Source organism: Cryobacterium sp. TMB3-10 (assembly GCF_004402305.1).
Lineage (GTDB): Bacteria > Actinomycetota > Actinomycetes > Actinomycetales > Microbacteriaceae > Cryobacterium > Cryobacterium zongtaii.
Genome location: NZ_SOGH01000019.1, coordinates 76427 through 99725, shown reverse-complemented (window position 1 = coordinate 99725; position 23299 = coordinate 76427). Strand labels below are relative to the sequence as shown.

Here is a 23299-nt window from a genome sequence, read left to right as displayed (position 1 = left end):
CGCTCCCCCGCGGGAGAGTGCGTCGCGGTCGTCGCCGAATGACGAAATGGCAAGTCCAGTAGAATTAACCGTTGCACTACTTTGGGGGAACCTCGATGCAGAAACCGTTTGCCACTACCACAGGTGTCTTCGATACCATCTACGTGTTCTACCCACGAGGGCTTCGCACCGGGGGGCCCGAGGCACTACACCAGCTCGTTGACGCACTGCGTAAGAGCGGCCAACAGGCGTTCCTTGTTCCGTTTATGGGAACGGAAGACGCTGCTCGCGTGCGAGACTACGAGATTTACGACGCGCCTGAAGCGCCGAGAGCCATCGACCAAGCGGGAAACGCAGTCATCGTGCCAGAGGTCTGGATAGACCTGTTGCGCGAATTCACGCAAGCGCAGCGAATGTGCTGGTGGCTGAGCATCGACTACTCTCCTGTTTTCCGAATTCTCCGGTCCCGCTCCGACGACAAGGCGGGTCTCGGCAACGAGCACAAGGTGAAGCCGCGCCAATATTTGAAGGACTACGCAATCTCGGTGCGACCGCGGCGCGAACTCGTTCAGAGCACCCTTCACCTGGCGCAGTCCCACTATGCGTGGGCATACCTGTATGCCCAGTTGAACGTCGTCCCAACCCTTCTCGGCGACTACACGCCGCTCTTCAGGATCGAAGGCTTTCGTTCGGATGTCGCCAATGACCGCGGCCGCACCGTGGCTTATAACCCAAAAAAGGGTTCGGAGCTGACCGAAAGAGTCATCGCCAAAACCAGCGACATCGAATGGCGACCCCTGATTGGTATGTCAGCGGATGACGTATGCAGGTCGCTCGCTTCGACCGCGATCTATCTGGACCTCGGGCAACACCCCGGGAAGGATCGCATGCCTCGCGAGGCGGCCTACCTCGGCGCGGTGACCATTGTGGCTCGCCGCGGCGCCGGCGCGTTCACGCAGGACGTCCCTCTTCCATGGCAACACAAAGTTCAGCCCACCGACCCGCATTTTCTTGAGCGGACCGTTGCGCTGCTCGACCAGGTCCTGGCCGAGCCGCAAGCGCACCGCGACAGCCAGAATGAATACCGCTCCGCCCTCCTGAGAGAAAAGGAGGTGTTCTTCGCTGAGGTGCAGAGGGCCTTCGTGGAGGGCCACTTCTATTCCGACAGCTCCGCGGACCTGCTGCCTCACGGTGAGGCCACACAGCTCGAAACTAACTCGTGACGTCCGCTCGAAACGGGATCTTCAAGAGAATCTCCGGTTTTACCGTAGTTCCTCTGCTCTCGATCCTTTCCTCTTTCATGCTGCTCCCGCTCTTGGCGCGGTATGGGGGCGCAGAGGGCTGGGTCAGCCTTGCAATCGGTCAATCGGTCGGCGGGTTCGCCGCCATCCTCATTGTCTTCGGTTGGACGCTTATCGGTCCGAAACGTGTTGCGGGCAAAGCGGCGCTGGAGGCCACTGGCCAGTACTGGATCAGTCTCGTTCAGAGGTCGGCTGTCGCCGTAGTCGCGATTCCTCTCGCTGTGATCGTCAGTGCGGCGCTTTCTCCGTCCGGTCACGTTGAATTGAGCGTGGGCATGGCCTTGGCTGCGAGCCTGGCAGGCTTCTCTCCCGCCTGGTTCTGGGTCGGTTCCGGCACCCCGCGTTCGATGGTTGTGTTCGAAGCCCTTCCACGGCTGTTGGCCACCTTGTCCGCGTTCCTCGTACTTCTGCTGACTCAGGACCTCAGGTGGTACCCGATCCTGTTGATCTTCTCGACCCTCTTGGGGTACGTCTGGTTCAGTAAGCGAGTCTTAACTCGGGAAGTCTTGAACCGCTTTCCCCTCCGCTTCATCTTCGGCCAGTTCAAGTCAAACCTCCTCCCTGCTCTGACTGTTTTGACCTCGGGGGCCTACACGAGCATTACGGTCAGTCTGGTGACGGCCGTCACGCCGCTCCGAGGCTCGACGGAGTTCGTCTCGGGTGACAAGCTCTATCGTTTGGGAACACAGGCAATCGCGATCAGCGGAAACGCCTTCCAAGGGTGGGTCTCTGAACACGAAGACGCCAGCGTGGCTAAGAGGCGGATGCGCTCCGCTCTGTACCTGAATGTCGCACTCGGCCTGGCCGGTGGAACTGCACTGGCACTAATCGGGCCATGGTTCAGCGGCCTCTTGTTCAGTCCCGAACTCGCTGTCGGCGCACCCGTCATGGCCTTCTTCGGTTTGGCCTACTTTTGGCTCTCAGTCAACTCCGCTCTCGGCCGGCTTGTCCTGACACCGCTCGACCTGAACAAGGCCGTTCTCGTAAGCACGGTGGCGGGCGCGCTCGTCGGCGTCCCTGGCATCCTGTACGGCGCCAGCCAGCACGGAGCGCTGGGTGCTGCGGTGGCTGTGGCCGGCGCAGAATTCGTCGTCACTACGATCCAGCTGGGTGCCCTAGGCATCTACCGCAGCCAGCGCACTCGGGTGAACCTACCGGCGTCGTCGAGCGAGACGGTCGCGTAGGTTTCTCAGCCGGCCGGCTGTTGGCGGAATGTCCCACAACATCAGCCCTCTGATGTGTGTCGCTGACACGACGCTAGTTCGCTGAATCTTGGAACGCTCGCGAATTTTCTTGGGCAACAAGGCAAGCGATTTCCAGACGGCTCTTACAGCGCCGCGGCTGTCACCCCGACTGACTGCGCCGAAAACCATGGAGGCGTACGTCACACAAAACCTGGGGAAGACAGCGGGGAAAAGCTCGATTGGCAAGTTCTTCCACAATACCCACGGAAGATTCTTGATGGTCTGCTGAATCGCAAATCCCTTGACCCGTCCGCTGGTGGCACTGATCCGGTGGAAGGCAATCGAACGAGGTACGTATTCCACACTCCACCCAGCGAGCTGAGCGCGAAAGCTCAGGTCTACGTCCTCGAAATAGGCGAAGAAGTCCTCATCGAATAGGCCAATCTGCCTAAGCATCGAGATGCGATATAGGCTCGCTCCTCCGGATGCGCTGAACACAGCTGTGTCGTCGTCATATTTCGAAGACGCGACCTCCCCCCGACCGCGCGCGAACGGGATCCCCCAGGAACTGTAGAAATCGCCGGTGCTATCCAAATGGCGCCCATCGATGCTGAGGAACTTGGCCGTGAACATTCCCACGGTTGAGTTCGCATCGGCAGCTCTGACCAGTTCGGCGAGCCAGTCCTCAGAGGCAACAGCGTCATTGTTGAACAGGCCCACGAGCTCAAAGCCATCTGCTATCGCGAGGCGTATCCCCGAATTCACTCCGCCAGCAAAGCCGAGGTTGGTCGAGTGCGGGATAACGGTGACTTGGGGATATGTCTCGGTCAGATATTCCAAGGACTCGTCTTTTGACCCGTTCTCCACAACGATGACGGTGAGGGGATGGGATTGGGTTAGCAACGAGTCCAAGCATTCGCCCAGCATCTCCCGGCCGTTCCAATTGGGAACGACGACGGCAACTCGATTTTTAGCCGCAGCGGTCATTTTGTTCCTCTCGACCAACGCTTTGGGTTCGCAATGGTGACGCCGTCCAGGATCTGGCCGGAAAGGTGCGTGCTGCCCGCGCCCTGGCCGGGGATCGATGTTCCGTGCCGGTGTAGGTGTTGTGGCGGTCGAGCACGACGCGCTAAGTGCTGTCGGTGCAGCAGGTAGGCGCAGGCTCCGATGAGGAGGTACCACAGGTTGCTCATCCCGTCCCAGCCATGGAGGGCGAGACTGAAACCCATGACAGCGATCGAACTCGCCGCGGCCCCAACGGCAAAACTCTCTTGCAGCGTTCTCAAGCTTCCCAACAGAACAATCAGGTACACAAGGACCCCCACCCACCCGAGGGTGAATGCTGCGTACAAGAGCTCAGAGTCAGCTGACATCCCGAGATCCACCTGGCCCCGAGATTCGGACCCGACAACCCACGCTCCCGCGGGGGCCCCGACGAGGAGATAGCCGAGTGGCAGCGTAAGAAGTATCTGTGGCAGTACCGCATAGCTCGCGAAGCGGTAGTTGGCGCTGAAGTCGAGCCCTGACTCGCCGCCGATGTAGGGGCTCCACACGAATGTCGCACAGATGGCAAGGGCCGCAGTTGCGACCGCTGCCAGCAGGACGAGATAGCGGGTGTTTCGCACGATGAAGCGCTTCACGACAGGTACCGACTGAACGAGGAAGACGAGTGTTGCGATAGCGGCGGGGACGCGACTGCCAGAAGCCCACGTGCCTAGCAGGATGACCGCACCGGCGGTGAGCCGCAGGGGCGCACGTTGAATCACGGATGTCAGGGGGACGAACGCTGCCAATGTCGCACCGAGCACCAATACATGCTCCGAGCCGACCAGTGCCCGGGTTGGCCCTTCTCGCTGACTTGTCAGAAACGTATATTCCCTGCCGAGAACCGAGAAGTCGCCCGCGAACTCAACCAAAGCGAGCAGTGCGACGAGAGTGGCTGCGCTGATTCCCACGGTCAGGTAGGTCTTCCCCATCCCGCTTCTCATGATCTGGACTCCCGTCGCTGCGAAGAGCGGGAGCAGGATGAGCAGGTGTTCCCCGTTTACCGCGAACGCTCGGGCGTCCAGGCGGACGGCTATGAGTTCGATCACCGCCAAAAATGTGCCGGTTGCAACAGCGGCACCAATCACCGTGAGAACCCGAGCGCGAACACTGCGTTTGGTCAAGACCACCTCAATGGCGAAGGCCACCAAGCCGATGCCGATCGCCCACAGTCGAACGCTCGCAATCTCACCCAGGACAGACGGGAAGAAGATGAGCGCCGAGATCAGGACCGCGGACCCTATCCGAAGTGTCTTGGCGGTCGTCCCCGCGTTCAACGGGCTCTACTTGCTGGTGCTGACGCCTCGCTGTAGGCGCCCGTGCGAATGGTTCTCTCGCCTTCCAACCAGCCGCTGACGATGCTGGCTGCGTCCCCCCACCGGCCGCGCCTGGTGAGTAGCTTCCTGACGAGTGACCGGCCTACTTCGAAGGAGACCGCCAACCTCCCGCGCCAGGGCGAGAACAGCTTCACCTGAAACAGAAAAAGGTTACGTCCTAGGAGTCGTGGTGGAATGCCGTTCGAGCTCTGAGACGCATGCGCTCCAGGGACAATAACGACCCGGCGGCCCAACCGCGCGAGACGAACGTGCAAATCGGTCTCCTCGAAGTAGAGGAAATACGATTCGTCGAGTCTCTGCTGCTCCAGGACGGCGGTTTCATACAGGGTGAATGCACCATCTAGCCAGGCACGGTCGACGGGTTCACCCTTATCGTTGAGCCTCCCCGTGTGGTGACGAGGCCTTTTGAGCACCGACGACAAACGACCGCCGCCAGACCAGATCTTCGAATCTACGGTCTCGCTGTTGAAGAGCAGCGGACCCGCGACTGCGATGGCCGGATCGCTCCGGAAAGCCTCGACCAGTTTTTCGACGGCGTCGGGCTCGGGTAGCGACTCGTGGGTCGACAGCAGAACCAGCTCCGTGCGCAGACCCCGTGACGTCAGAAAATGCAATCCGGAGTTCGCCGCGGCTGCGTATCCGCGATTGTCGACACGAAGAAAGAGGCAGCCAGCGCGTTCTGCAATTGTTCGTGCGGACTCGCTCGCTTCATCAGACACGCTGTTGTCCACTACTACGGTGCTGGTGCCCAGCACGCTGGCGGCGTGAAGCGCAGCCAGTGTGGCCGAGAGCGTGGCAGGGCTCTGGAAGTGCACAACTATGCAGCACAGTGCCTTATCGATTGAGGTGCTCACGCGGCGACCTGCCACAGCTGCTGGTTTCGCGAACGCCACGACAAACCGGCCGGGTAACCAACCATTTTGGCGATGTCTCCCGTCACAACGATTAGGGGCGCCAGCAAGAAGACTCTGGCGGTTTCGGCGCCCAGCGAGTGTCGAGCCCGCACAACCCGTCGAAGGAACTTGGCAAGGTAAGCCGCAACCCCGCCGAGCAGGACCGCAAGGAACCATGGGTTAAGCCAGGCGGCGGCCACCAGCGCCAGGCCCAGGGTGTACGCGCCATAGCGCGCCACATGCCGTCGCCGCCAAAGTCCGGATTTCCCGTCACCGCGAGCGTAGCGAAAATACTGCTTCGCGAATGCTCTCAGACTTGGTCTAGCGTTCCACGATGCGATCGCGTCGGGCACGAAGACGAAAACGGCGCCGTCCTTTTTGAGTTGAAGATCAAACAGAAGGTCTTCGCAGTAATCCAGCCATTCCGGGTATCCCCCGGCTGCATCCCAGACAGACTTGCGAAAGGCAACCGAGCGGCTCGATGGCAGAAAGGACTCGCCGTCCACTTCAGACAGCGAGGGTGTGATCACGGCACCGATGGCGCGCTCCCAAAAACTCGCACCAGACGATACGAAGAATCCGCTTGCGACGTCGGCAGTGCCGCTGAACGGTCGCACAAGTCGCTCCAACCAGCGTTGGTCTAGTGTCGCTCCCGCGTCGGAAACCGCGATGATGGGGTTGGAGGCCATCTCGATGGCCTGGTTCCGTCCGGCAGAGATATTCGCCCCCGGCGTCACGACGACTCGAACACGCACGCCCTCAGGCGGTATCCACCCTCGAATTATCTCCATGGTGGCGTCGGTTGAACCGCCGTCCACAATCACGATCTCCTGTGGTTTCTCGGACAGAGCATGAATGCTCTGCAGGAACTCGGCCATTGCGAGTTCCTCGTTGAGCACCGTGAATATGAGGCTAGTCGGCGTTGGCACGAATCGAACAGCAGTCATGATGCGTCCGCCAGAACCCGACCGACCATTTGATGAGCGCTGCCGTGTCGGGACGCGATCTTGCCCTTTCTCCAGAGGAACTCCGGGAAGAGACCATAGAAGCGAGTCATTGACGCGATTTCGCGCATCCACGGCCGCAACCGGAAGGTCTTTGTTTCCCGAGCCCAGCCGTGCACCCAGCGGAAGGCCCCGTCGAGAACTACGGTGTAGCCCTCGCGCCATGCACGAACTCCGATCTCGCTGTCCTCGTAATAGAGGAAGAATTTCTCATTCCACCCCTTGAGGGCCTGGATCGTCTGTGCGCTGCCGGCTACCACTGCACCCATCACCCATACGACGTAACGTGCTTCGCCGGATGACGCATAAATATTGTAGGAATCCTCGACACCAGGGGTATTGCGAGTGCGATTCCTAATCTTGTTGGAGAGAGTCGGCATTCCCCGCCCATTGGCTTGAAGACTTCCATCCGGATTAACAAGTTGGGGGGAGACCAGACCACCGCGAACGTCAATCATTCGCGCGAGTCCATCAAGGTCGTCGTACTCAACCGACACGTCGGGATTCACGAAAGCGATGTAGTCCCCTGTGGCCATGGCGAGCGCGCGGTTGTTGGCCGCGCCAAATCCGATGTTCTTGTCCAACGCTATGACGGAGGCGGCTCCCAGCGACTCTGCCGTTGCGACGCTTGTGTCTGTGGACGCGTTATCGACGACAATCCACTGCACGTTCTCCGGTGGTCGAGTGCCCCAGAACTTGCGCAGGGTCTCCGCGCTGTTCCAGGTGACGGTGATCAGGGTCCAGCGGGTATTCACGGAATTCGAACTCCAAGTATCGGGAAACTACGGGCGGCCGCAGTCGAGGATCGCAGCGAGGGTCGTGCGCGCGCACCATAACTGCCCCACAGATCTGGAGACTCCCCATTTTGTATCGTAGCGGATGGTCAGAATCCCCCTCGCTCGCGGCACAGGGCCTGATCCGAAGCCAAATTTCACCGGGCAGAGGTCAGGTATGGTCGCTCTCTGGTCTAACCCGCAGCAGCCGCCAAGTTGATGGACCCCGCTACGTAGACGGGAGTCCCCGTGAGTTCGAGAGTCACCATGCCCTTGACCGGGTCAATGACTGTGCTCCCGCCGTCCAAGGAAGTCACTGTGACCGGCTTCTTACTCGCCAATGTGACGGTCGAGCTTTCGGCCGTCGTCCAGATCACACGCGTGGCATCCTTCTCTTCGCCGAACACGTAAGAGCTGACGTTCTCTCCGGCGTCCTCCTGGACGGTGAACTTCTTGTGCTGTAGCTGCTGGGCGATCTGCGCCTGCCCCACTGCTGCCAGCTTAGGCACGAAGGCACTCGGTACGAACGATGTGGACGCCTCGAACAGTCCGAAGTTCGACTCAATGTCGCCGTCCATCAGGCTCGAGTCGGCAGCTTCGTACGAGTAGAAGCGTTCAACACCGTGACCAAATGACAGGGCCATAACTCGAACGAGATAATCCGCCTGGCTCTGGTCGCTTACCCAGCCTTCCTTGGTAGCCCATCCCATCTCTGTCAACCAGATCGGCTTGGACTCACCATTGTTGGCGGTCAAGATCATCTGCTGAATCGTGTCGAGGTCCGCGGCCAGTTTCTCAGGGGCCCCCGGCTGGACGTACGGGTGTGCGCTCACTGCGTCGACGTAGTTCAGACCGCCCAGGTCGAAAAATCTCTGCAGCCATTCGAGCTTGAAGCCCATTCCGGCGTTCCCCGGGCCCACCACGGTGGTCTGTGGATCCACGGATTTCACGTAGTCGGAAGTGACCGACAGCATGTCCATGTAGCACTCGGGGGTGGGGCCGCAGACTCCGTTATTGAAGGTGTGGTCGAACTCGTTGTAAACCTCTACATCTTTGCCGACGTTTGGAAACTTGTTCAGAAGGTCATTTGTAAAGTTCGCGTAGCCCTGAAGGCCCTCCGGAGTGCTCGGTGTGAGACCGTCGTCATAGAGCGGGTTGGAGTACACCGGCAGCTGTAGTGCGTCAATGCCGGCGTTCGCGTACTCCTCCATCGCATTTTCGATCACGGCCTCGTAGTCGTAGACACCTGGTGCGCTTTCGGTCGCCCACCAGCCGACGTCCGCGCGAACGTGCCCGACCCCGATGTCCGCGAGAGTTCCAATGAGGTTGTCGATGCGTGCCTCACCGCCGTGGAAATGAAGGTGGGTTCCAAATGCAGAGGTTGAGGCGACGCCCTCATAGGGTTCAATCACTCCGAACGTCGTGGACCGATCTTGCGGTCCGCTCTCGAGAGCCGCGTTCAGATTGAGTCTGTAGAACCCGAGCGGCAGCTCAGTCAAGTCAATGGAGGTGTAGTGGTCCTTCAAATTCTGGGTGCCGTCGGCCACGGCCGCACCGAGCTCATCAACAACCGACCAAGTGATGTCACCGGTAGGAAACTGCCGCGAGCCAACGCTCAATCGGGCTTCTCCTTGCGCAAGCATGAGCGACTTGTTAGCGAGGGCAACCTGACCTGAATGAGACTCCAGATCTGAGTTCATGATCTGCGCAACCGCACTGCCGTTCCCGGTCGCCACGAACGAATCAACAAGGGCGGAGCCCGCCTGGCCAACCGCAGTGACCATGATGTTCATTTTCGCGCTGTCCGATGGGGAGACGTAGTCAAGCGACAACTGGGTCCAGTCGTACGTGCCTGCGGGGAGTGACACGAAGGTCGTGTGCCCCGCCGAGGGGCCGAGACGCACCTGAATGGCGTTCTCACCGACGTCCGTGCCCTTAGCCCAAAACGTGAGAGTGTAATTACCGCCGCGTTCGACGCTGATCGCTTGCTGCAGCCGAGGAGGGTCTGACTCAGACTGAGGGCCCGCGCTACGAATCTCCAAAGCTGACTGGCCGCCTTGGGCCGTGGAAGAGCCAAGAAATTCAGCGCTATCCGACGGCGTGAGCGGGGTCCACCAGTCAAAGTCATCGGAAGCGGGAAGTTTCTCGATGACGGGCGCTGCCACGGGAGCGGGCATCGGCTTTGCGGGGCCATCCACACTCGCTGGCTCTCCTGAAGACCAAGGTTGCGCAATCACAACTACGCCAAGCGACAGGACCAGGGCTGCGGCGATGCCGACGATCCACCACGTGCGACCCTTTAGCGTTGGAGTTCTTGAAGGTCGACGTTTGGCTGAATGCTCGGACACCATTGGCGAAGGCTCCCCTAAGACGGACGGACGTGCGGTGGCGGCCGGGATACCGGCAACCAGCTGATCGCTCCCCCATGTGAGCCTCTGCCGCTCTAGCTTAGGCCACACTCACTAAGGCTCCGTGGCCGCGCTAGCATCGTCGGTCCACACTCCTACCTGGGCAATGACACCCACTTGAGCGCGTCTGGCTCGTTGGAATTCGGTCACGCCGTCCTAGTTTTTCCGCAGGAGCACTGGCTTTGACGCCCGTCTGCCTCGGTCACCAGACAATGTTTGGTGTCGTGCCACACATTTCCACACGTGCGCAGTAGTTGGTGATGACACCCGTTTTGGGGTGACCCGTCGCGAACGCCGAACCTCTCGCCTCTAGCCTTTGCTGTCGCCGTCGTCGCGACCGATGTGCTTGTCAGCCGCGTCGCGGGCACCCTGGATCTTGTCAGCGTGCTTGTCACCGGTGACCTTGTTGGCCGCCGCGGCCGCGCCGTCGATGACCTTGTCGGAGATCTGCTCTCCCTTTTCGCTCTTGAGGAAGTCTTGGGCCTTGCGGGTGAGGTCGTTGAGGTTCATTTGGGTCTCCGATCTTGGGGTGTGGTTTCGAGCGTAATGCGGGTTGCGGGGTCTCGACAAGCTCGACCAGCGGACGCGCTCGACCGGCGGAGCGCGCTAGAACGGCGGACGGGGAGCGACGAGGGGGTTGGGTTGCGGGGTCTCGACAAGCTCGACCAGCGGAACGCGCTGGACCTGCGGGCACGGAGCGACGAGTGGGCGTCGCGGGGACGACAAAAGGGCCGGTCCCGAAGGACCGACCCTGTTGTTGTTGACTAGCTCAGCGAGTGAGCAGGTCTACTGAATTACTTGAGAACCTTGATGACGGTTCCGGCGCCGACGGTGCGGCCACCTTCACGGATAGCGAAGCCGAGGCCCTCTTCCATGGCGATCGGCTGGATCAGCGCGACAGTCATTTCCACGGTGTCGCCAGGCATGACCATCTCGGTGCCCTCGGGCAGCGTGATGACGCCGGTGACGTCCGTGGTGCGGAAGTAGAACTGCGGGCGGTAGTTCGCGTAGAACGGGTTGTGACGCCCACCCTCATCCTTTGACAGGATGTACGCGGTGCCCTCGAAGTCGGTGTGCGGCGTAACCGAACCCGGCTTGACGACAACCTGACCGCGCTCAACGTCTTCGCGCTTGGTGCCACGAAGAAGAAGACCACAGTTCTCGCCGGCCCATGCCTCGTCGAGCTGCTTGTGGAACATCTCGATACCAGTGACCGTGGTCTTGATGGTCGGGCGGATGCCGACAACCTCGACCTCGGAGTTGATCTTGAGGGTTCCACGCTCGGCGCGGCCGGTGACAACAGTTCCACGACCGGTGATCGTGAAGACGTCCTCGATCGGCATCAGGAAGGGCTTGTCCTTGTCGCGGACGGGCTCCGGGAAGTAGTCATCCACTGCCTGCATGAGCTCGAGGATCTTTGCAACCCACTTGGGGTCACCCTCGAGCGCCTTGAGGGCGGAAACCTGAACGACGGGGGCGTTGTCGCCATCGAAGCCCTGGCTGGAGAGCAGTTCACGAACCTCGAGCTCAACGAGCTCAAGGATCTCTTCGTCGTCGACCGCGTCGGACTTGTTCAGCGCGACGAGCAGGGACGGCACGCCGACCTGCTTGGCGAGAAGAACGTGCTCACGGGTCTGAGCCATCGGGCCGTCAGTAGCGGCAACCACGAGGATCGCGCCGTCCATCTGAGCAGCACCGGTGATCATGTTCTTGATGTAGTCAGCGTGGCCCGGAGCGTCAACGTGTGCGTAGTGACGCTTCTCGGTCTCGTACTCAACATGCGAGATGTTGATCGTGATGCCGCGCTGGCGCTCTTCGGGAGCGGAGTCGATCGACGCGAAGTCGCGCTGAACGTTGGTCTTGGAAGGGAACGTGTCGGCAAGGACCTTCGAGATAGCTGCCGTCAGCGTGGTCTTTCCGTGGTCAACGTGACCGATCGTTCCGATGTTTACGTGCGGCTTGGTCCGCTCGAACTTGGCCTTGGCCACTGTGGGTCCTCCTCAGGACTCTCGGCTCCACCGGACGTTGGTTTACGCCCGGTGGAACTGCTGGATTTGTGTACTTATGTTACTCGGGCCAGGAGGCCTAAGCGATTCGGCCCGAAGGCCGGTGGGTTATTCGCCCTTGTTCTTCTGGATGATCTCGTCGGCAACAGCCTTCGGGACCTCCTGGTAGCTCTCGAAAGTCATCGAGTACACCGCGCGGCCCGAGGTCTTGGACCTCAGGTCGCCGATGTAACCGAACATCTCCGACAGCGGAACGTGTGCGCGGATAACCTTCACGCCCTGTGCGTCCTCCATGGTCTGGATCTGGCCACGGCGAGAGTTGAGGTCTCCGATGACGTCACCCATGTATTCCTCAGGGGTGCGCACCTCGACGGCCATCAACGGCTCGAGAAGAACCGGGTTTGCCTTACGAACGGCTTCCTTGAAGCCCATCGATCCGGCAATCTTGAACGCCATCTCCGAGGAGTCGACGTCGTGAGCGGCACCGTCGAGCAGGCTCGCCTTGACGCCGACCATCGGGTAGCCGGCGAGCACACCCACGTTGAGGGCATCCTGGATTCCGGCGTCAACCGAAGGGATGTACTCACGCGGAATACGGCCACCGGTGACCTTGTTCACGAACTCGTACGACTTGTCGGCAGTGATTTCAAGCGGCTCGATCGCGAACTGAATCTTCGCGAACTGGCCGGATCCACCGGTCTGCTTCTTGTGCGTGTAGTCGTGACGCTCGACGGCCTTCTTGATCGTCTCGCGGTAAGCAACCTGGGGCTTGCCGACGTTCGCCTCAACGTTGAATTCACGCTTCATGCGGTCGACGAGGATGTCCAGGTGAAGCTCGCCCATTCCCTTGATGACCGTCTGACCAGTTTCCTGGTTCTGCTCGGTACGGAAAGTGGGGTCTTCTTCGGCCAGCTTCTGGATCGCGAGACCCAGCTTTTCCTGGTCCTGCTTGGTCTTCGGCTCGATGGCAACTTCGATAACCGGGTCAGGGAAGGTCATCGACTCGAGTACGACCTGCTGGGCAGGGTCGCACAGGGTGTCGCCGGTGGTCGTGTCCTTGAGGCCGATGACCGCGTAGATGTGACCAGCGGTAACGAAACCGACCGGGTTCTCCTTGTTGGCGTGCATCTGGAAGATCTTCCCGATGCGCTCCTTCTTGCCCTTGGTGGAGTTGATGATCTGGGCGCCGGATTCGATGCGACCGGAGTAGACGCGCACGTAGGTGAGGCGACCGAAGAACGGGTGCACCGCAACCTTGAACGCCAGAGCCGCGAAGGGCTCGTCCGCGTTCGGGTGCAGCATGACAACCTTCTCTTCGTCGCGTGCGTCGTGCGCCTCAATGGCGGGAACGTCGAGCGGCGTCGGCAGGTAGTCGACAACGGCATCCAGCATCGGCTGCACACCACGGTTCTTGAACGCGGAACCGCAGAGGACCGGGTAGATCTCGCTGGCGACCGTGAGCTTGCGGATCGCGTGCTTGATCTCGGACACGGTGAGCTCTTCGCCGGAGAAGTACTTCTCCATGAGCTCGTCGTCGGTCTCGGCGACGGTCTCGAGGAGCAGCTTGCGGTATTCCGCAGCCTTCTCGACGAGGTCGGCGGGGATCTCTTCGATGGCGTACTTGGAGCCCATCTCGACGTCACCCTTGGAGTCGCCGCGCCAGGTCAGCGCGCGCATCTCGACGAGGTCAACGACCCCTTCGAAGTTCGACTCTTCACCGATCGGCAGCTGGATGACCAGCGGCTTGGCGCCGAGGCGCTTGATGATGGTGTCGACGGTGTAGTAGAAGTCGGCGCCGAGCTTGTCCATCTTGTTGACGAAGCAAATGCGGGGCACGTCGTACTTGTCGGCCTGGCGCCAGACGGTTTCGGACTGGGGCTCAACGCCCTCCTTGCCGTCGAACACGGCGACAGCGCCATCGAGGACGCGGAGCGAACGCTCCACCTCGACGGTGAAGTCCACGTGGCCGGGGGTGTCGATGATGTTGATCTGGTTGCCGGCCCAGAAGCACGTCGTAGCAGCGGACGTGATCGTGATGCCACGTTCCTGCTCCTGTGCCATCCAGTCCATCGTGGAGGCGCCATCGTGCGTCTCACCGATCTTGTGGTTCACACCCGTGTAAAACAGGATGCGCTCGGTCGTGGTGGTCTTGCCGGCATCAATGTGGGCCATGATGCCGATGTTGCGGACCTTGCTCAGGTCGGTGAGCACGTCAAGTGCCACGGGTGTCCTCCGGAAGTTTTGTGATAGATGAGGTTGAACAGGCCTTGCGCCGGTCGAGCTTGCCGAGACCGTGGTCCCGGCAGGCTCGACCGGCGTGGACGACTACCAGCGGTAGTGAGCGAAAGCCTTGTTCGCTTCAGCCATCTTGTGAGTGTCCTCACGACGCTTCACAGCGGCGCCGAGGCCGTTGGACGCGTCGAGGATCTCGTTGGTGAGACGCTCGGTCATGGTCTTCTCGCGACGCGCCTTGGCGTAGCTGGTCAACCAACGCAGCGCGAGAGTGTTCGCACGGTGCGGCTTGACTTCGACGGGCACCTGGTAGGTGGAACCACCGACGCGGCGCGAACGCACCTCGAGGGTCGGGCGCACGTTGTCGAGTGCCTTCTTCAGCGTGACAACAGCATCCGCACCGTTCTTGGCAACGACGCCTTCGAGTGCATCGTAAACGATGCGCTCGGCGAGGCCCTTTTTGCCGTCGAGGAGGATCTTGTTGACCAGCTGGCTAACAATGGGGGCGCCGTATACCGGGTCAGCGATAACGGGACGCTTGGGCGCTGGGCCTTTACGAGGCATTACTTCTTCTCCATCTTGGCGCCGTAGCGGCTACGAGCCTGCTTGCGGTTCTTGACTGCCTGGGTGTCCAGGGCGCCACGAACGATCTTGTAACGAACACCGGGGAGGTCCTTAACACGACCACCGCGAACGAGCACCATCGAGTGCTCCTGCAGGTTGTGGCCTTCACCGGGGATGTAGGCGGTGACCTCGGTACCGTTGGACAGCTTGACGCGAGCAACCTTGCGGAGAGCCGAGTTCGGCTTCTTCGGGGTGGTCGTGTACACACGCGTGCAAACGCCGCGCTGCTGGGGGTTGGACTTCAGGGCGGGAGCCTTGGTCTTGGTGACCTTGGGGCTACGTCCCTTTCGCACCAACTGCTGAATGGTGGGCACTAATAACTCCTTGTTTTTGCTGCACGGTGACAGCTGACTGATGTCAAAGCATTCGAATCGCACTTCTCAGTGCTCATCGAGTTCATCTGGACCCTCCGGACATCACGGAATTGCTTCCGGTCGTTCTGGTGGGTATGCCGTGGGGGCCGCTCGGAGAGCAAACCCTGTTTGCGTGGAGTGTCGGGGCGTCTGAAGTGCAACCCGATGTCAGACAACGAAGCGGCATAACTGAAGCGCACGACAAAGCGCACACCGGATAATTCTAAACCCCGCCGGGGTGGCGGGTCAAGCGAGCCCCGTCGGTCGAGCCTGTCGAGACCCCGCAAGCCGATCCACTCACGTACTGTGCGGGTCCAGCGTGCTGCCCAGATCGGCCAGCAGCGCCTGCACCTGCGGTTCCACGAACGCGGCGATGGCCTGCTGAAGCTCGGCGCGGTGCCCGCGCAGGTCGGCGCAGACCCGCTTGCCCACCAGGGTGGCGTAGTCATCCGCCAGCCGCATCTCCACCCGCAGGCCCGCCTTTTCCTCGATGCTCAGCGGCGGCGGCACGAGCTCGGGATCGTCGGCGGTGAGGGGCTGTACGAACTCTTCGAAGGTGAACAGGTACGGAGAGCCCGGCTCGGCGGGCGGGTCGAGGTCGATGCCGTCGAACTCCGGCTCGAGGCCCTCGAGTGGCCGGTACGCCTGCGCGGACCGGCGCAGTTCGATGAGGCCCAGCTCGCGGTTGAGGAGCGGCAGGCTCTGCGCGGTGTACGTCTCCACCTCGTCGTCGACGAGCGTTTTCATGCGCATTGAGAGCGGATGCTGCACCGCGTGCGGCACATCGGTGTCGAGTCCGGCGGCGCGCAGCACCGGGGAGCCGAAGCAGTGTTGGCAGAGTCTGGAGCGTGCCCGGTGCGTGCCGGGCCGCCACCGCGGAACCCAACGCAACCAGGCCTCGACCTCGCGGTCGACCCGCGACTCGATGGATGCATCCATGGCTGTCAAGTTTAGTCGCTGCCGGCCCCGGAGTCACCAGGTTTCGACAAGCTCAACCAGCGGACCGGGCCGAGCGGGCTGATTAGCCGAAGTAGCGGTCGGGGCGGTGGTTCATGGCGATGATCATGTTGAGGATGACCGCACCCACCACCGAGAGCAGCACCATCGGCAACGGCAGCGTCGCGAAAGCGGCGAGCACGATGAGCACGTCCACGACGAGCTGCACGTAGCCGGCGCGCCATCCGCGGCTCTTCTGCAGGAACAACGCGAGGATGTTGACCCCGCCCAGGCTGGCCTGGTGTCTGAACAACACGATGAGACCGATGCCGGCCAACAGGCTGCCCAGCAGCGTGGCGTAGATCGGGTCGATGTGCCGAATCTCCAGCAGCAGCGGGTGCACCTCGGAGAAGACCGAGACCAGCACCACGGCGATGAGGGTTTTAACGGTGAAGCGCCAGCCCATCCGCCAGATCGCCAGCGCGAAGAACGGCAGGTTGACCAGCACGAACCACACACCGAACGACCAGCTGGTGACGTAGCTGGCCAGCAGCGCGATACCGGCGGTGCCGCCGGTGGCCACGCCGACCTCTTTGAGCAGGTACAGCCCGAACGAGACGGCGAAGGTGCCGATGAACAGCGCCACCACGTTCTCGAACCGGGAGTGCGGCACCCGCTGCGGGCGCTCGGACGGGTCGACGATGGGTACAGAACCGGTGCGCGTCACGCGCGCGGCTCGGGGGTGAAAATGGCACAAGTCATTACGCCATGGTATCGAGCCGTGGGGTCAGCCCAGCGCGGCCGGCTTCTCCGGCACCGGGCCGGGCCAGGGACCGTACCGGTCGGCCATCTCGTCCATGGAAACGGCGAGGGTGGGGCCGGTCATGCCCGTCCAGCCGAGGGCAGCTGCGGCCGGAGCCAGGTCCAGTGCCGAATCCCCGTCCCGGAACGCCACGGCCGCCGTGGTGGTGGGTTGCTCAACGGTTGCGGACCAGGCCATGGCGAGCGTGTAGTCCAGCAGGGCGGGCACGTCCCCCGGGTAACCGGCCTCGAGGTTGAGCCCGACGGTCAGTTCCAGTTGGTTGGGCAGCCCCACCGGCCCGGTCGACACGAACGCGGCGCTCACTCCGGGCAGCTGGCCCAGCTCGTCGGTGACCTGCGCCGTCGTCCGGCTGTCGGATGCCGGGTCGTTCGGTGACGTGGACGCGGGCTGGCCGGACCGGCCGATGGCGACGCATCCGCCCAGCGTTACAGCAGTCAGGGTTGCGACGACGAGCAGAGCCATTCGGCGGGTCGTCAACGATCGGTGTTGGCCGTTCATGGTTGGCGTTGCGCTCCGTAGTCGGTGGTTTCGGATACGACCGCGCCGGTTTCGGTGTTGGTTGTGGTGGTCGTGGTGATGTGGGTTTCGGGGTCGGTGATCATTGTCACTTCGAGCTTGTCGCCCGCGTCCGGGAAGTACCCCGCCGCGGAGTCGGTCCACGCGGCGATGCTGGGATCGGAGGAGCCCTCGACCTCGCCGGCCGTGATCGCGTACCGTTCGGCGTTGTGGGCGCCCTGTTCGCCGGCGATACCGACCGGAACGCCGTTGTCGCCCGGCAGCGACGGGGCAGGCGCCTGCACGGTGGTCCAGTTCGCGGCGTCGGGGTTGTTGTGGCCGTCGAGCTTGGCCACCGGGTCTTCGTCGAACTCGAGCGAGAGCACCTGCACGTCGCTGGGGATGTCGAAGTTGGCGACGGGTGATCCCCCGGTGACAACGTGGGTGAAGTTGTAGTTCAGGCTCGGGTCGGCCGCCATCTGCCCGGCGACGATGCCGCCCAGGCTGAAGCCCTGGATCATCACGGGATTCTCGTTGGTGATGCCGGCCTCCCGCATCGCCGCATCCACGGCGCTGGAGAGCGCCGTCTGCTGGGCCAGCATGGCGTGGGTGTCTGCGGTGACGTCGTTCGGGGTGCTGCCGGCGGCCGGGTCCCACACCTGGGTGCTAGGCACCTGCACGATGAAACTCGGCGGGTTGCCGGGCACCTCGGTGATTCGGATGCGCGCCAGCGCGTCCTCGTCGCCCGTGGCGGAGGTGTCGTACTTGTCTATCTGCGCCGACCCGGTGAAGAGTCCCTCGAGGCTGGTGGGGGTGGCGACATCCGGACCGATGATTTCCGGCGGGTTCATCAGGTCGTCGCGGGTGAGCAGCGGACCGTCGTCGAAGAGGCCGGCCTTGTTGCCGCCGCCGATGATGGCCTGCAGGGCCTGTTCGTAGCTGGTGGGCGGCCACGGCACCCCGGTGAGTGCCGTCAATGCCAGCCGGGTGCGAGCCGGACCCAGGACCAGTGCGAGCGGCAGGGTGAGACCGGCGAGGAGCCCCGGGGCGCCCTGTGCGATCAGGTCGACGGCCCAGGCGTTCTCCCCCGCCAGCTCGTTGAGCTGGGCCAGCTGGTCGGCGAGAGTGCCGGCCACGGTCTCCTGTGCCTCGTCGGAGTCATAAGCGTCGGCGGTGTTGGCTGCCAGGCTGCCCAGGAAGACGCCGGGCAGGGCGAGTTTCCACGGGTCGGCCAGGGTCTCGTTTAGGCCCTCACCGAGCGACTCGAGCGCTTCGCCGCCGTAACCGGCAACGTAGACCAGGGCCACATCGGCGGCGGCCACGGCGGCGAGGCCCACGGCCAGCGGTACGGCCATCACCCCGATGAAGAAGGTGGTGGTGTTCGCGGCCGCGTCGGCCAGGATCGACAGGCTGCGGTCAACGGCTTCGTATGCATCCACGGCGCCGGCCAGGAACACCGCGGTGACGCCCGCCTCGGTGGCGAAGAGCAGCATCTGGCCGGTGGCGAACACGATCTGCTGCTCGGCGGCCGCCGCGGTGATCGGCGAGAGGATGGCGGAGGCCAGCAGGTCGCCGTCCACGGCGATGCCGGCCGCGGTGAGAGCCTGGTCCACGAGCTGCTGGGCCATCGCGGCGAGGTGCCCGGATTCGGTGCGCATGTCGTCGAGGTTCGCGCCGATGCCGCCAGCTCCCCCGGACACGGTGAATGTGGGCTCAGCCACGGAGCACCCCGAGCAGCGAGCCGATGGCAGTGGTGACCTGGCCGGTGATCGCGGCCGGGCCGGTGGTCTCGATGCGCACCCGGCTGGAGTCGACGAAGTCGACGGTGGACTCGATGCGACCCACCAGTGGGGTGTCGGCGCTCATCTGGAACCAGCCGGCCGCGCTGCGGAACCAGTGCACGGCGAGGCTGTCGCCGGTGAGGGAGGTCGCCGCGACGCTGTAGCCGGCGTCGATGCCGAACGCGGGTCCTTCGAGGACGTGTTCGGCCTGCGGCAGCCCCACCGTGAGCGCGGCGGCGTGGATGATCTCGGGGTTGCCGGTGCGGATGGCGCCGATCATGCCCTGCGCCAGGGTGAGCGGCAGCACGACGGCAGCGGCGGGCCTGCCGTGCGGGGGCCGTGGGTGGTATTTCGGTTCGAGGCGCACGAGCGAGCGCAGCGTTTCGCCGATCAGGGCCGAAACGGGGAACGCGGAGAGTTCCACGGCATCCTCGTTGGCGGGATGGCTGCCGTGGTCGTCCAGTCGTTGGCCGCGCACCAGGGATGCGGCGAAGCCGGCGCGCACGGCGATGGTTTGCACGATGGTGCGGCCGCCGCCCCAGGAGTGCACGGCCAGGAGCAGGGCGGGTTCGGTGAACAGGCCGAGGAAGCCGAGCACGGCCGGGTGCACCCGGGCGGCGAAGTCGTCGGTGGGTGTGTCGGTGGGTGCTGCGGTGAGGGTGTCGGTGGGCGCCGCGCGCAGCAGGCCCTGGTCGATGAGACCGAGTTCGGCGACGAGCATCCGTTCGGTGCGTTCGATCTCGGGTGCCTCGGCGGCCCAGGCGGAGTAGAACTCGGCCGGCAGGGTGAGGTCGGGGCAGCGATTCTGCAGCAGGTGCAGCTGGTCGGCGGTGAGGCCGAACCGGGCCGGCGTGGTTGGGGAGGTGGGTGCGGTGGAGAAAGCCATGGTTACCAGCCCCGTCGGTGGAAGGTGTCGGCCAGGTCGAGCCAGCCGGGCGAGCCCGGGGTCGGCAGTTCCCGCACCGTGCGGATGAGTTCGTCGGTTTCGCTCACGAGCGCGCGGGGCACCTCGGTGCCGAAGAATTCGAAGACGTTCTCGGCGCCCTCGGTGATCACCTCGACGGTGTTTCCCACCAGCCGGGCGGCGTCGTTCCAGCGCTCGGAAATCCACTGTTCCGCTTCGACGATGGCCTGTTTCACGGCTTCGACCGAGCGGATGTGGGCGTCGATCGCGTCGGCCGCCTCGTCGAGCGAGGTGGCGGAGGCGTCGAGGTTGTTGGCCCGCTGGCCGAGCTGTTCGATGAAGGTCGCCGCGGCGGACGATACCCAGGTGGTTCCCACGGCCGAGCGCAGCGTGGTGGCGCGGGTGCGGGTGTCCTCCGCCAGGGTGCGCAGCTCGGTGGACTGCCGGCCGAGTGCCGCCATATCGCCGTACATGCGGTCTCCCTGGGGTTGGCTGCTCGGGGTGGGGCTTGTGGCTTGGGGTGGTGCGGATTGACCAAAGGCGTGACCGGAATCCGGTCACGCCTTTGCTCTGAAGAAGCGGAATTAGCCGCCGATGCCGCGGGCGAGTTCGCTGTCGACGTTCTCCAGGGCGGTGGCCGCCCGGGTGAGGAACTCCGACATGCCCTGGAGGCCGTTGACGGCCTCGGTGGTGCCCTTGGTGAACTGCTCGTACGAGGTGTGGAAGGCGCCCGACGCGGCGTCGGTGACGAAGCCACCGGCGACGAGGTTGTTGACCAGGCTCTGCAGCTGGGACAGCTTGGCGGTGAGGTCGTCCTTGCCAGCGATCAGGCTGCGCGACGCGTCGTTCATTTCGCCGTAAGTTACGTTCATATTCGCCATGAGTTACTGCTCCTCTTATTAGTAGTTCGGGGCCAACCCCCAAAGGCCGACCGACTACGTACAACCTAACGAACCCAGGTCGCAATACGGAATGGGCAGCACTCCCCATGCTCTCCCCCGCCGCTGGCCGACCGGGTCGAACGAGGTGAGACGCATCCGTCGGTAAAGACGGAGTTTTTCGGGAAGCGCCGGGCTGCGCGCCACGACACGCCGACCCCGGCCGGACTGCGCGCCGGACGAAGACCCGGGTTAGGAGTAGGACTCGCCCGCGCCCAGGGGCTCGCCGGCACGCCAGTAGTTCACCGCGAGCAGCAGGCCGGCCGCCAGCAGGGCCAGGCCGATAGCCAGGGTGGTGACGAAGAACGGGGTGTCGTCGAAGCCGAGGGCGATCCAGCACAGCCCCACGAAGGCCCCGCCGAGTCCGGCCAGCCACAGGTCGAAGCGCCAGCGGAAGGTGACCCAGCGCCAGAGACCCTTACCGGCGCTGCCATCAACGGCCTCCGGGTGCCGGGCAACACGCGCGGTGTAGACGACCTTCTTGATCAGCGACACCACGATCGCCGCGAACAGCGCCGCGGCCAGACCGCCGTACGCGGCCAACAGCATCCATACCGCCGAAGAGTTCTCGTCCTTCAGACCCGCCGGCCAGGCGGTACCGCCGATGAGGTTGCGCAGCGGAATCACGACGAGCAGCACCCATGCGGCCAACGGCAGCAGTGCCCACGCCGCGTGCAGGCCCAGCGGCAGGGGCTTGTACTTGGCGGTGTGGGAGCCGCCGCGCCAGAAGGTGGTGTCGCGTTCGGCGATCACGCCGCGTCGGCGCAGGTAACCCGGAATGAGGAAGCACACGGCGACGATCAGCAGCATGGCCGGGACCGCGGTCATGGCGGAGAGCACCGAGAGCTCCCGCTCGACGAAACCGAACTCGGCCCGGTACGACAGGTTCTGCTCGTTGATTCGGGCTAACGCGTCGGACTGCAAGGTGGAGATACCGACCACGGTGATGAAGAGCATCACCACCGCCGCGATGGCGAACACCACCCCGGTCGAGAGCAGGAACAGTCCGCGGGTGTTGCGACCGGTCGTGGCTTCGGGCGTGGTGGTGCTCTGGGTCATAGGGTCTCGGCCTTCCAGGCGATCGAATCAACGATCGCGTCGAACAGTTCGGTGAAGAGGTCGGCATCGTCGACCATGGGCGCGGAGATCGTGATGCGCAGCAAATCGTCGGTCTGTGGCCTCGGCAGCCAATAGGTGGCCCGCAGCGACGGCACCGTTTCCTGGCCCACCCGCTGCCGGGCGCTTTCGGCCTGCCGGGCCACCAGGCCGCTGCGCTGCTCGAGCACCACGGCATCGGGCACCATGGCCCGCAGCCGGTCGGCCGGGTCCAGCTCTGCGGATGCCGATACCGGCCAGGTCTCCACAGTGGTGATCATCGCGGCGGGAAACGGCACGCCGGGCAAAAGTTCCATCGACAGAGCGAACGAAATGGCGCCGGCATCCCGGGCCTGCTGGGCCGTCTTCACGAACTCGTCGCGGGTCTGCCGGCGCAGGCGGGCCGCACGGTCACCGCCGCCGACCTGTTTCTTCACCAGGGCCACGATGCGCTTGGTCATGGCCACTTCGTCTTGCAACGGGATGACCGCCCAGGTCCCGGGCAGGATGATCGAAAAGGTCTGGTCAGGGCTGACTACCTTGCGGGTCACGCGGTCGCCTCCAGTTCGATGCGCAGGGCCGCGACAACCTCTTCGGTCTGTCGGGGCATGTTGACGAACGCGCCGACACTCTCGGCGGAGAAGACCAGCTGCACCATCTGCGCGGCGCCGGGCGGGAAGACGGCGAAGACCGTGCGTTCCTCAATGACGGCTTCATCGTCGCCCGGGTTGCGCAGGGCGATGAGGTTGTGCGCGGCGACGAACGGACCGGCCGCGACCTCACCCTCCCAGGTGGTGACGCTCAGGTATTCGATGCCGGGTGTACGGCGGCCCTCGTCGGCGCGAAGCTCGGCGAGGTAGCTGTCAGCGGCCGCTTCGGAGGTGCCGGCGGGCAGGTCGTTGAGCTGGAAGGCCAGCGCGCTGGACGCCCGGCCCGTTTCGGGGTACGGGATCCAGACGGCACAGCTCATCCGCGGGTTGCCGATGCCGATGAGCCGGATCTGCAGCGCTTCGAGCTGACTGCCGAGCGTGCGCCGGCTGCTTCCGGCCCCGGTCACCTCGGCGGCCAGGGTCTCACCCCAGAGCAGCTGTTCAGACCGGTCGAGCGGAACTGGATACCAGGTGGCGTCGGCGTCAACGCTGAGGTCGACAATGTCCCTGGTGGAAGGCGAATTGCGAAATGTCATCGG

23 protein-coding genes are annotated in these 23299 nt (G+C 63.4%); 2 read left to right on the top strand and 21 right to left on the bottom strand.

The features are described from left to right. Positions 1-71: 71 nt before the first annotated feature. The gene (locus tag E3T22_RS07795; RefSeq protein ID WP_134481030.1) at positions 72-1202 is read left to right on the top strand and encodes a hypothetical protein; all 1131 of its coding nucleotides are present in this window, start codon (positions 72-74) and stop codon (positions 1200-1202) included. Continuing rightward, positions 1199-2464: a hypothetical protein gene (locus E3T22_RS07790; RefSeq protein ID WP_134481029.1), complete on the top strand. Its 1266-nt coding sequence runs from the start codon at positions 1199-1201 to the stop codon at positions 2462-2464. The genes E3T22_RS07795 and E3T22_RS07790 overlap by 4 nt, the downstream gene beginning before the upstream one ends. On the opposite strand, the gene E3T22_RS07785 is transcribed toward E3T22_RS07790, so the two are convergent. The 21 genes from E3T22_RS07785 to E3T22_RS07680 all read right to left on the bottom strand — a co-directional run bounded on the left by E3T22_RS07785 (position 2432) and on the right by E3T22_RS07680 (position 23296). Beyond that, the gene (locus E3T22_RS07785) at positions 2432-3451 is read right to left on the bottom strand and encodes a glycosyltransferase family 2 protein (protein ID WP_134481028.1); all 1020 of its coding nucleotides are present in this window, start codon (positions 3449-3451) and stop codon (positions 2432-2434) included. The two genes, E3T22_RS07790 and E3T22_RS07785, sit on opposite strands and share 33 nt — an antisense overlap. Beyond that, on the bottom strand, positions 3448-4785 hold the full coding sequence (locus E3T22_RS07780) for a hypothetical protein (protein ID WP_134481027.1): 1338 nt from the start codon (positions 4783-4785) through the stop codon (positions 3448-3450). Before E3T22_RS07780 ends, E3T22_RS07785 begins: the two co-directional genes overlap by 4 nt. Further along, positions 4782-5699 carry a glycosyltransferase gene (locus E3T22_RS07775; RefSeq protein ID WP_166789287.1) on the bottom strand — a complete coding sequence of 306 codons (918 nt, stop codon included), beginning with the start codon at positions 5697-5699 and terminating at the stop codon, positions 4782-4784. The genes E3T22_RS07780 and E3T22_RS07775 overlap by 4 nt, the downstream gene beginning before the upstream one ends. Further along, positions 5696-6685, bottom strand: coding sequence for a glycosyltransferase (locus E3T22_RS07770; protein WP_255453138.1), 990 nt, complete (start codon positions 6683-6685; stop codon positions 5696-5698). The genes E3T22_RS07775 and E3T22_RS07770 overlap by 4 nt, the downstream gene beginning before the upstream one ends. After that, positions 6682-7497, bottom strand: a complete 816-nt coding sequence (locus E3T22_RS07765) for a glycosyltransferase (protein ID WP_134481024.1) — start codon at positions 7495-7497, stop codon at positions 6682-6684. Before E3T22_RS07765 ends, E3T22_RS07770 begins: the two co-directional genes overlap by 4 nt. 212 nt (positions 7498-7709) lie before the next feature. Then, a complete protein-coding gene (locus E3T22_RS07760) occupies positions 7710-9680 on the bottom strand; it encodes a glycosyl hydrolase (protein WP_166789285.1) in 1971 nt (656 codons plus the stop codon). 552 nt (positions 9681-10232) lie between these two features. Beyond that, the gene (locus tag E3T22_RS07755) at positions 10233-10433 is read right to left on the bottom strand and encodes an Rv0909 family putative TA system antitoxin (RefSeq protein WP_134481022.1); all 201 of its coding nucleotides are present in this window, start codon (positions 10431-10433) and stop codon (positions 10233-10235) included. A gap of 284 nt (positions 10434-10717) precedes the next feature. Then, positions 10718-11911 (bottom strand): elongation factor Tu, encoded by a 1194-nt coding sequence (tuf, locus tag E3T22_RS07750; RefSeq protein WP_088457194.1) that lies wholly within the window; start codon positions 11909-11911, stop codon positions 10718-10720. A 126-nt stretch (positions 11912-12037) separates the two neighbouring features. Beyond that, entirely contained in the window at positions 12038-14152 is a 2115-nt protein-coding gene (gene fusA / locus E3T22_RS07745) for an elongation factor G (RefSeq protein ID WP_088457195.1), read from the bottom strand. A gap of 102 nt (positions 14153-14254) precedes the next feature. Then, a complete protein-coding gene (gene rpsG / locus E3T22_RS07740) occupies positions 14255-14725 on the bottom strand; it encodes a 30S ribosomal protein S7 (protein WP_066597688.1) in 471 nt (156 codons plus the stop codon). Continuing rightward, the gene (gene rpsL / locus E3T22_RS07735) at positions 14725-15099 is read right to left on the bottom strand and encodes a 30S ribosomal protein S12 (protein WP_055811472.1); all 375 of its coding nucleotides are present in this window, start codon (positions 15097-15099) and stop codon (positions 14725-14727) included. The genes rpsG and rpsL overlap by 1 nt, the downstream gene beginning before the upstream one ends. A gap of 336 nt (positions 15100-15435) precedes the next feature. Then, positions 15436-16077, bottom strand: coding sequence for a spermidine/putrescine ABC transporter substrate-binding protein (locus E3T22_RS07725; RefSeq protein WP_134408180.1), 642 nt, complete (start codon positions 16075-16077; stop codon positions 15436-15438). 82 nt (positions 16078-16159) lie between these two features. Next, on the bottom strand, positions 16160-16801 hold the full coding sequence (locus E3T22_RS07720) for a YitT family protein (RefSeq protein WP_241983634.1): 642 nt from the start codon (positions 16799-16801) through the stop codon (positions 16160-16162). Positions 16802-16861: 60 nt separating this feature from the next. Continuing rightward, entirely contained in the window at positions 16862-17359 is a 498-nt protein-coding gene (locus E3T22_RS07715; RefSeq protein WP_134481021.1) for a hypothetical protein, read from the bottom strand. 32 nt (positions 17360-17391) lie between these two features. Then, positions 17392-19113 carry a hypothetical protein gene (locus E3T22_RS07710; protein WP_134481020.1) on the bottom strand — a complete coding sequence of 574 codons (1722 nt, stop codon included), beginning with the start codon at positions 19111-19113 and terminating at the stop codon, positions 17392-17394. Beyond that, complete coding sequence (locus E3T22_RS19475; protein ID WP_134408177.1) at positions 19106-20059, bottom strand: hypothetical protein; 954 nt, start codon at positions 20057-20059, stop codon at positions 19106-19108. The genes E3T22_RS07710 and E3T22_RS19475 overlap by 8 nt, the downstream gene beginning before the upstream one ends. 2 nt (positions 20060-20061) lie before the next feature. Next, on the bottom strand, positions 20062-20550 hold the full coding sequence (locus tag E3T22_RS07700; RefSeq protein WP_134481019.1) for a hypothetical protein: 489 nt from the start codon (positions 20548-20550) through the stop codon (positions 20062-20064). A 111-nt stretch (positions 20551-20661) separates the two neighbouring features. After that, positions 20662-20958 (bottom strand): WXG100 family type VII secretion target, encoded by a 297-nt coding sequence (locus tag E3T22_RS07695; protein ID WP_088457201.1) that lies wholly within the window; start codon positions 20956-20958, stop codon positions 20662-20664. A gap of 249 nt (positions 20959-21207) precedes the next feature. Further along, entirely contained in the window at positions 21208-22074 is an 867-nt protein-coding gene (locus tag E3T22_RS07690; RefSeq protein WP_134408175.1) for a hypothetical protein, read from the bottom strand. After that, positions 22071-22661 (bottom strand): hypothetical protein, encoded by a 591-nt coding sequence (locus E3T22_RS07685; protein WP_134408174.1) that lies wholly within the window; start codon positions 22659-22661, stop codon positions 22071-22073. The genes E3T22_RS07690 and E3T22_RS07685 overlap by 4 nt, the downstream gene beginning before the upstream one ends. Further along, positions 22658-23296 (bottom strand): hypothetical protein, encoded by a 639-nt coding sequence (locus E3T22_RS07680; RefSeq protein WP_088457204.1) that lies wholly within the window; start codon positions 23294-23296, stop codon positions 22658-22660. Before E3T22_RS07680 ends, E3T22_RS07685 begins: the two co-directional genes overlap by 4 nt. Positions 23297-23299 lie beyond the last annotated feature (3 nt).

Excerpts from the sequence above, each read along its gene's own strand:
- E3T22_RS07725 (WP_134408180.1), bottom strand. The coding sequence starts at position 16,077 with ATGGATGCATCCATCGAGTCGCGGGTCGACCGCGAGGTCGAGGCCTGG.
- E3T22_RS07755 (WP_134481022.1), bottom strand. The coding sequence starts at position 10,433 with ATGAACCTCAACGACCTCACCCGCAAGGCCCAAGACTTCCTCAAGAGC.
- E3T22_RS07690 (WP_134408175.1), bottom strand. The coding sequence starts at position 22,074 with ATGACCCAGAGCACCACCACGCCCGAAGCCACGACCGGTCGCAACACC.
- E3T22_RS19475 (WP_134408177.1), bottom strand. The coding sequence starts at position 20,059 with ATGGCTTTCTCCACCGCACCCACCTCCCCAACCACGCCGGCCCGGTTC.
- E3T22_RS07700 (WP_134481019.1), bottom strand. The coding sequence starts at position 20,550 with ATGTACGGCGATATGGCGGCACTCGGCCGGCAGTCCACCGAGCTGCGC.
- E3T22_RS07680 (WP_088457204.1), bottom strand. The coding sequence starts at position 23,296 with ATGACATTTCGCAATTCGCCTTCCACCAGGGACATTGTCGACCTCAGC.
- E3T22_RS07695 (WP_088457201.1), bottom strand. The coding sequence starts at position 20,958 with ATGGCGAATATGAACGTAACTTACGGCGAAATGAACGACGCGTCGCGC.
- rpsG (WP_066597688.1), bottom strand. The coding sequence starts at position 14,725 with ATGCCTCGTAAAGGCCCAGCGCCCAAGCGTCCCGTTATCGCTGACCCG.
- E3T22_RS07715 (WP_134481021.1), bottom strand. The coding sequence starts at position 17,359 with ATGGCTCTGCTCGTCGTCGCAACCCTGACTGCTGTAACGCTGGGCGGA.
- E3T22_RS07785 (WP_134481028.1), bottom strand. The coding sequence starts at position 3,451 with ATGACCGCTGCGGCTAAAAATCGAGTTGCCGTCGTCGTTCCCAATTGG.
- E3T22_RS07770 (WP_255453138.1), bottom strand. The coding sequence starts at position 6,685 with ATGACTGCTGTTCGATTCGTGCCAACGCCGACTAGCCTCATATTCACG.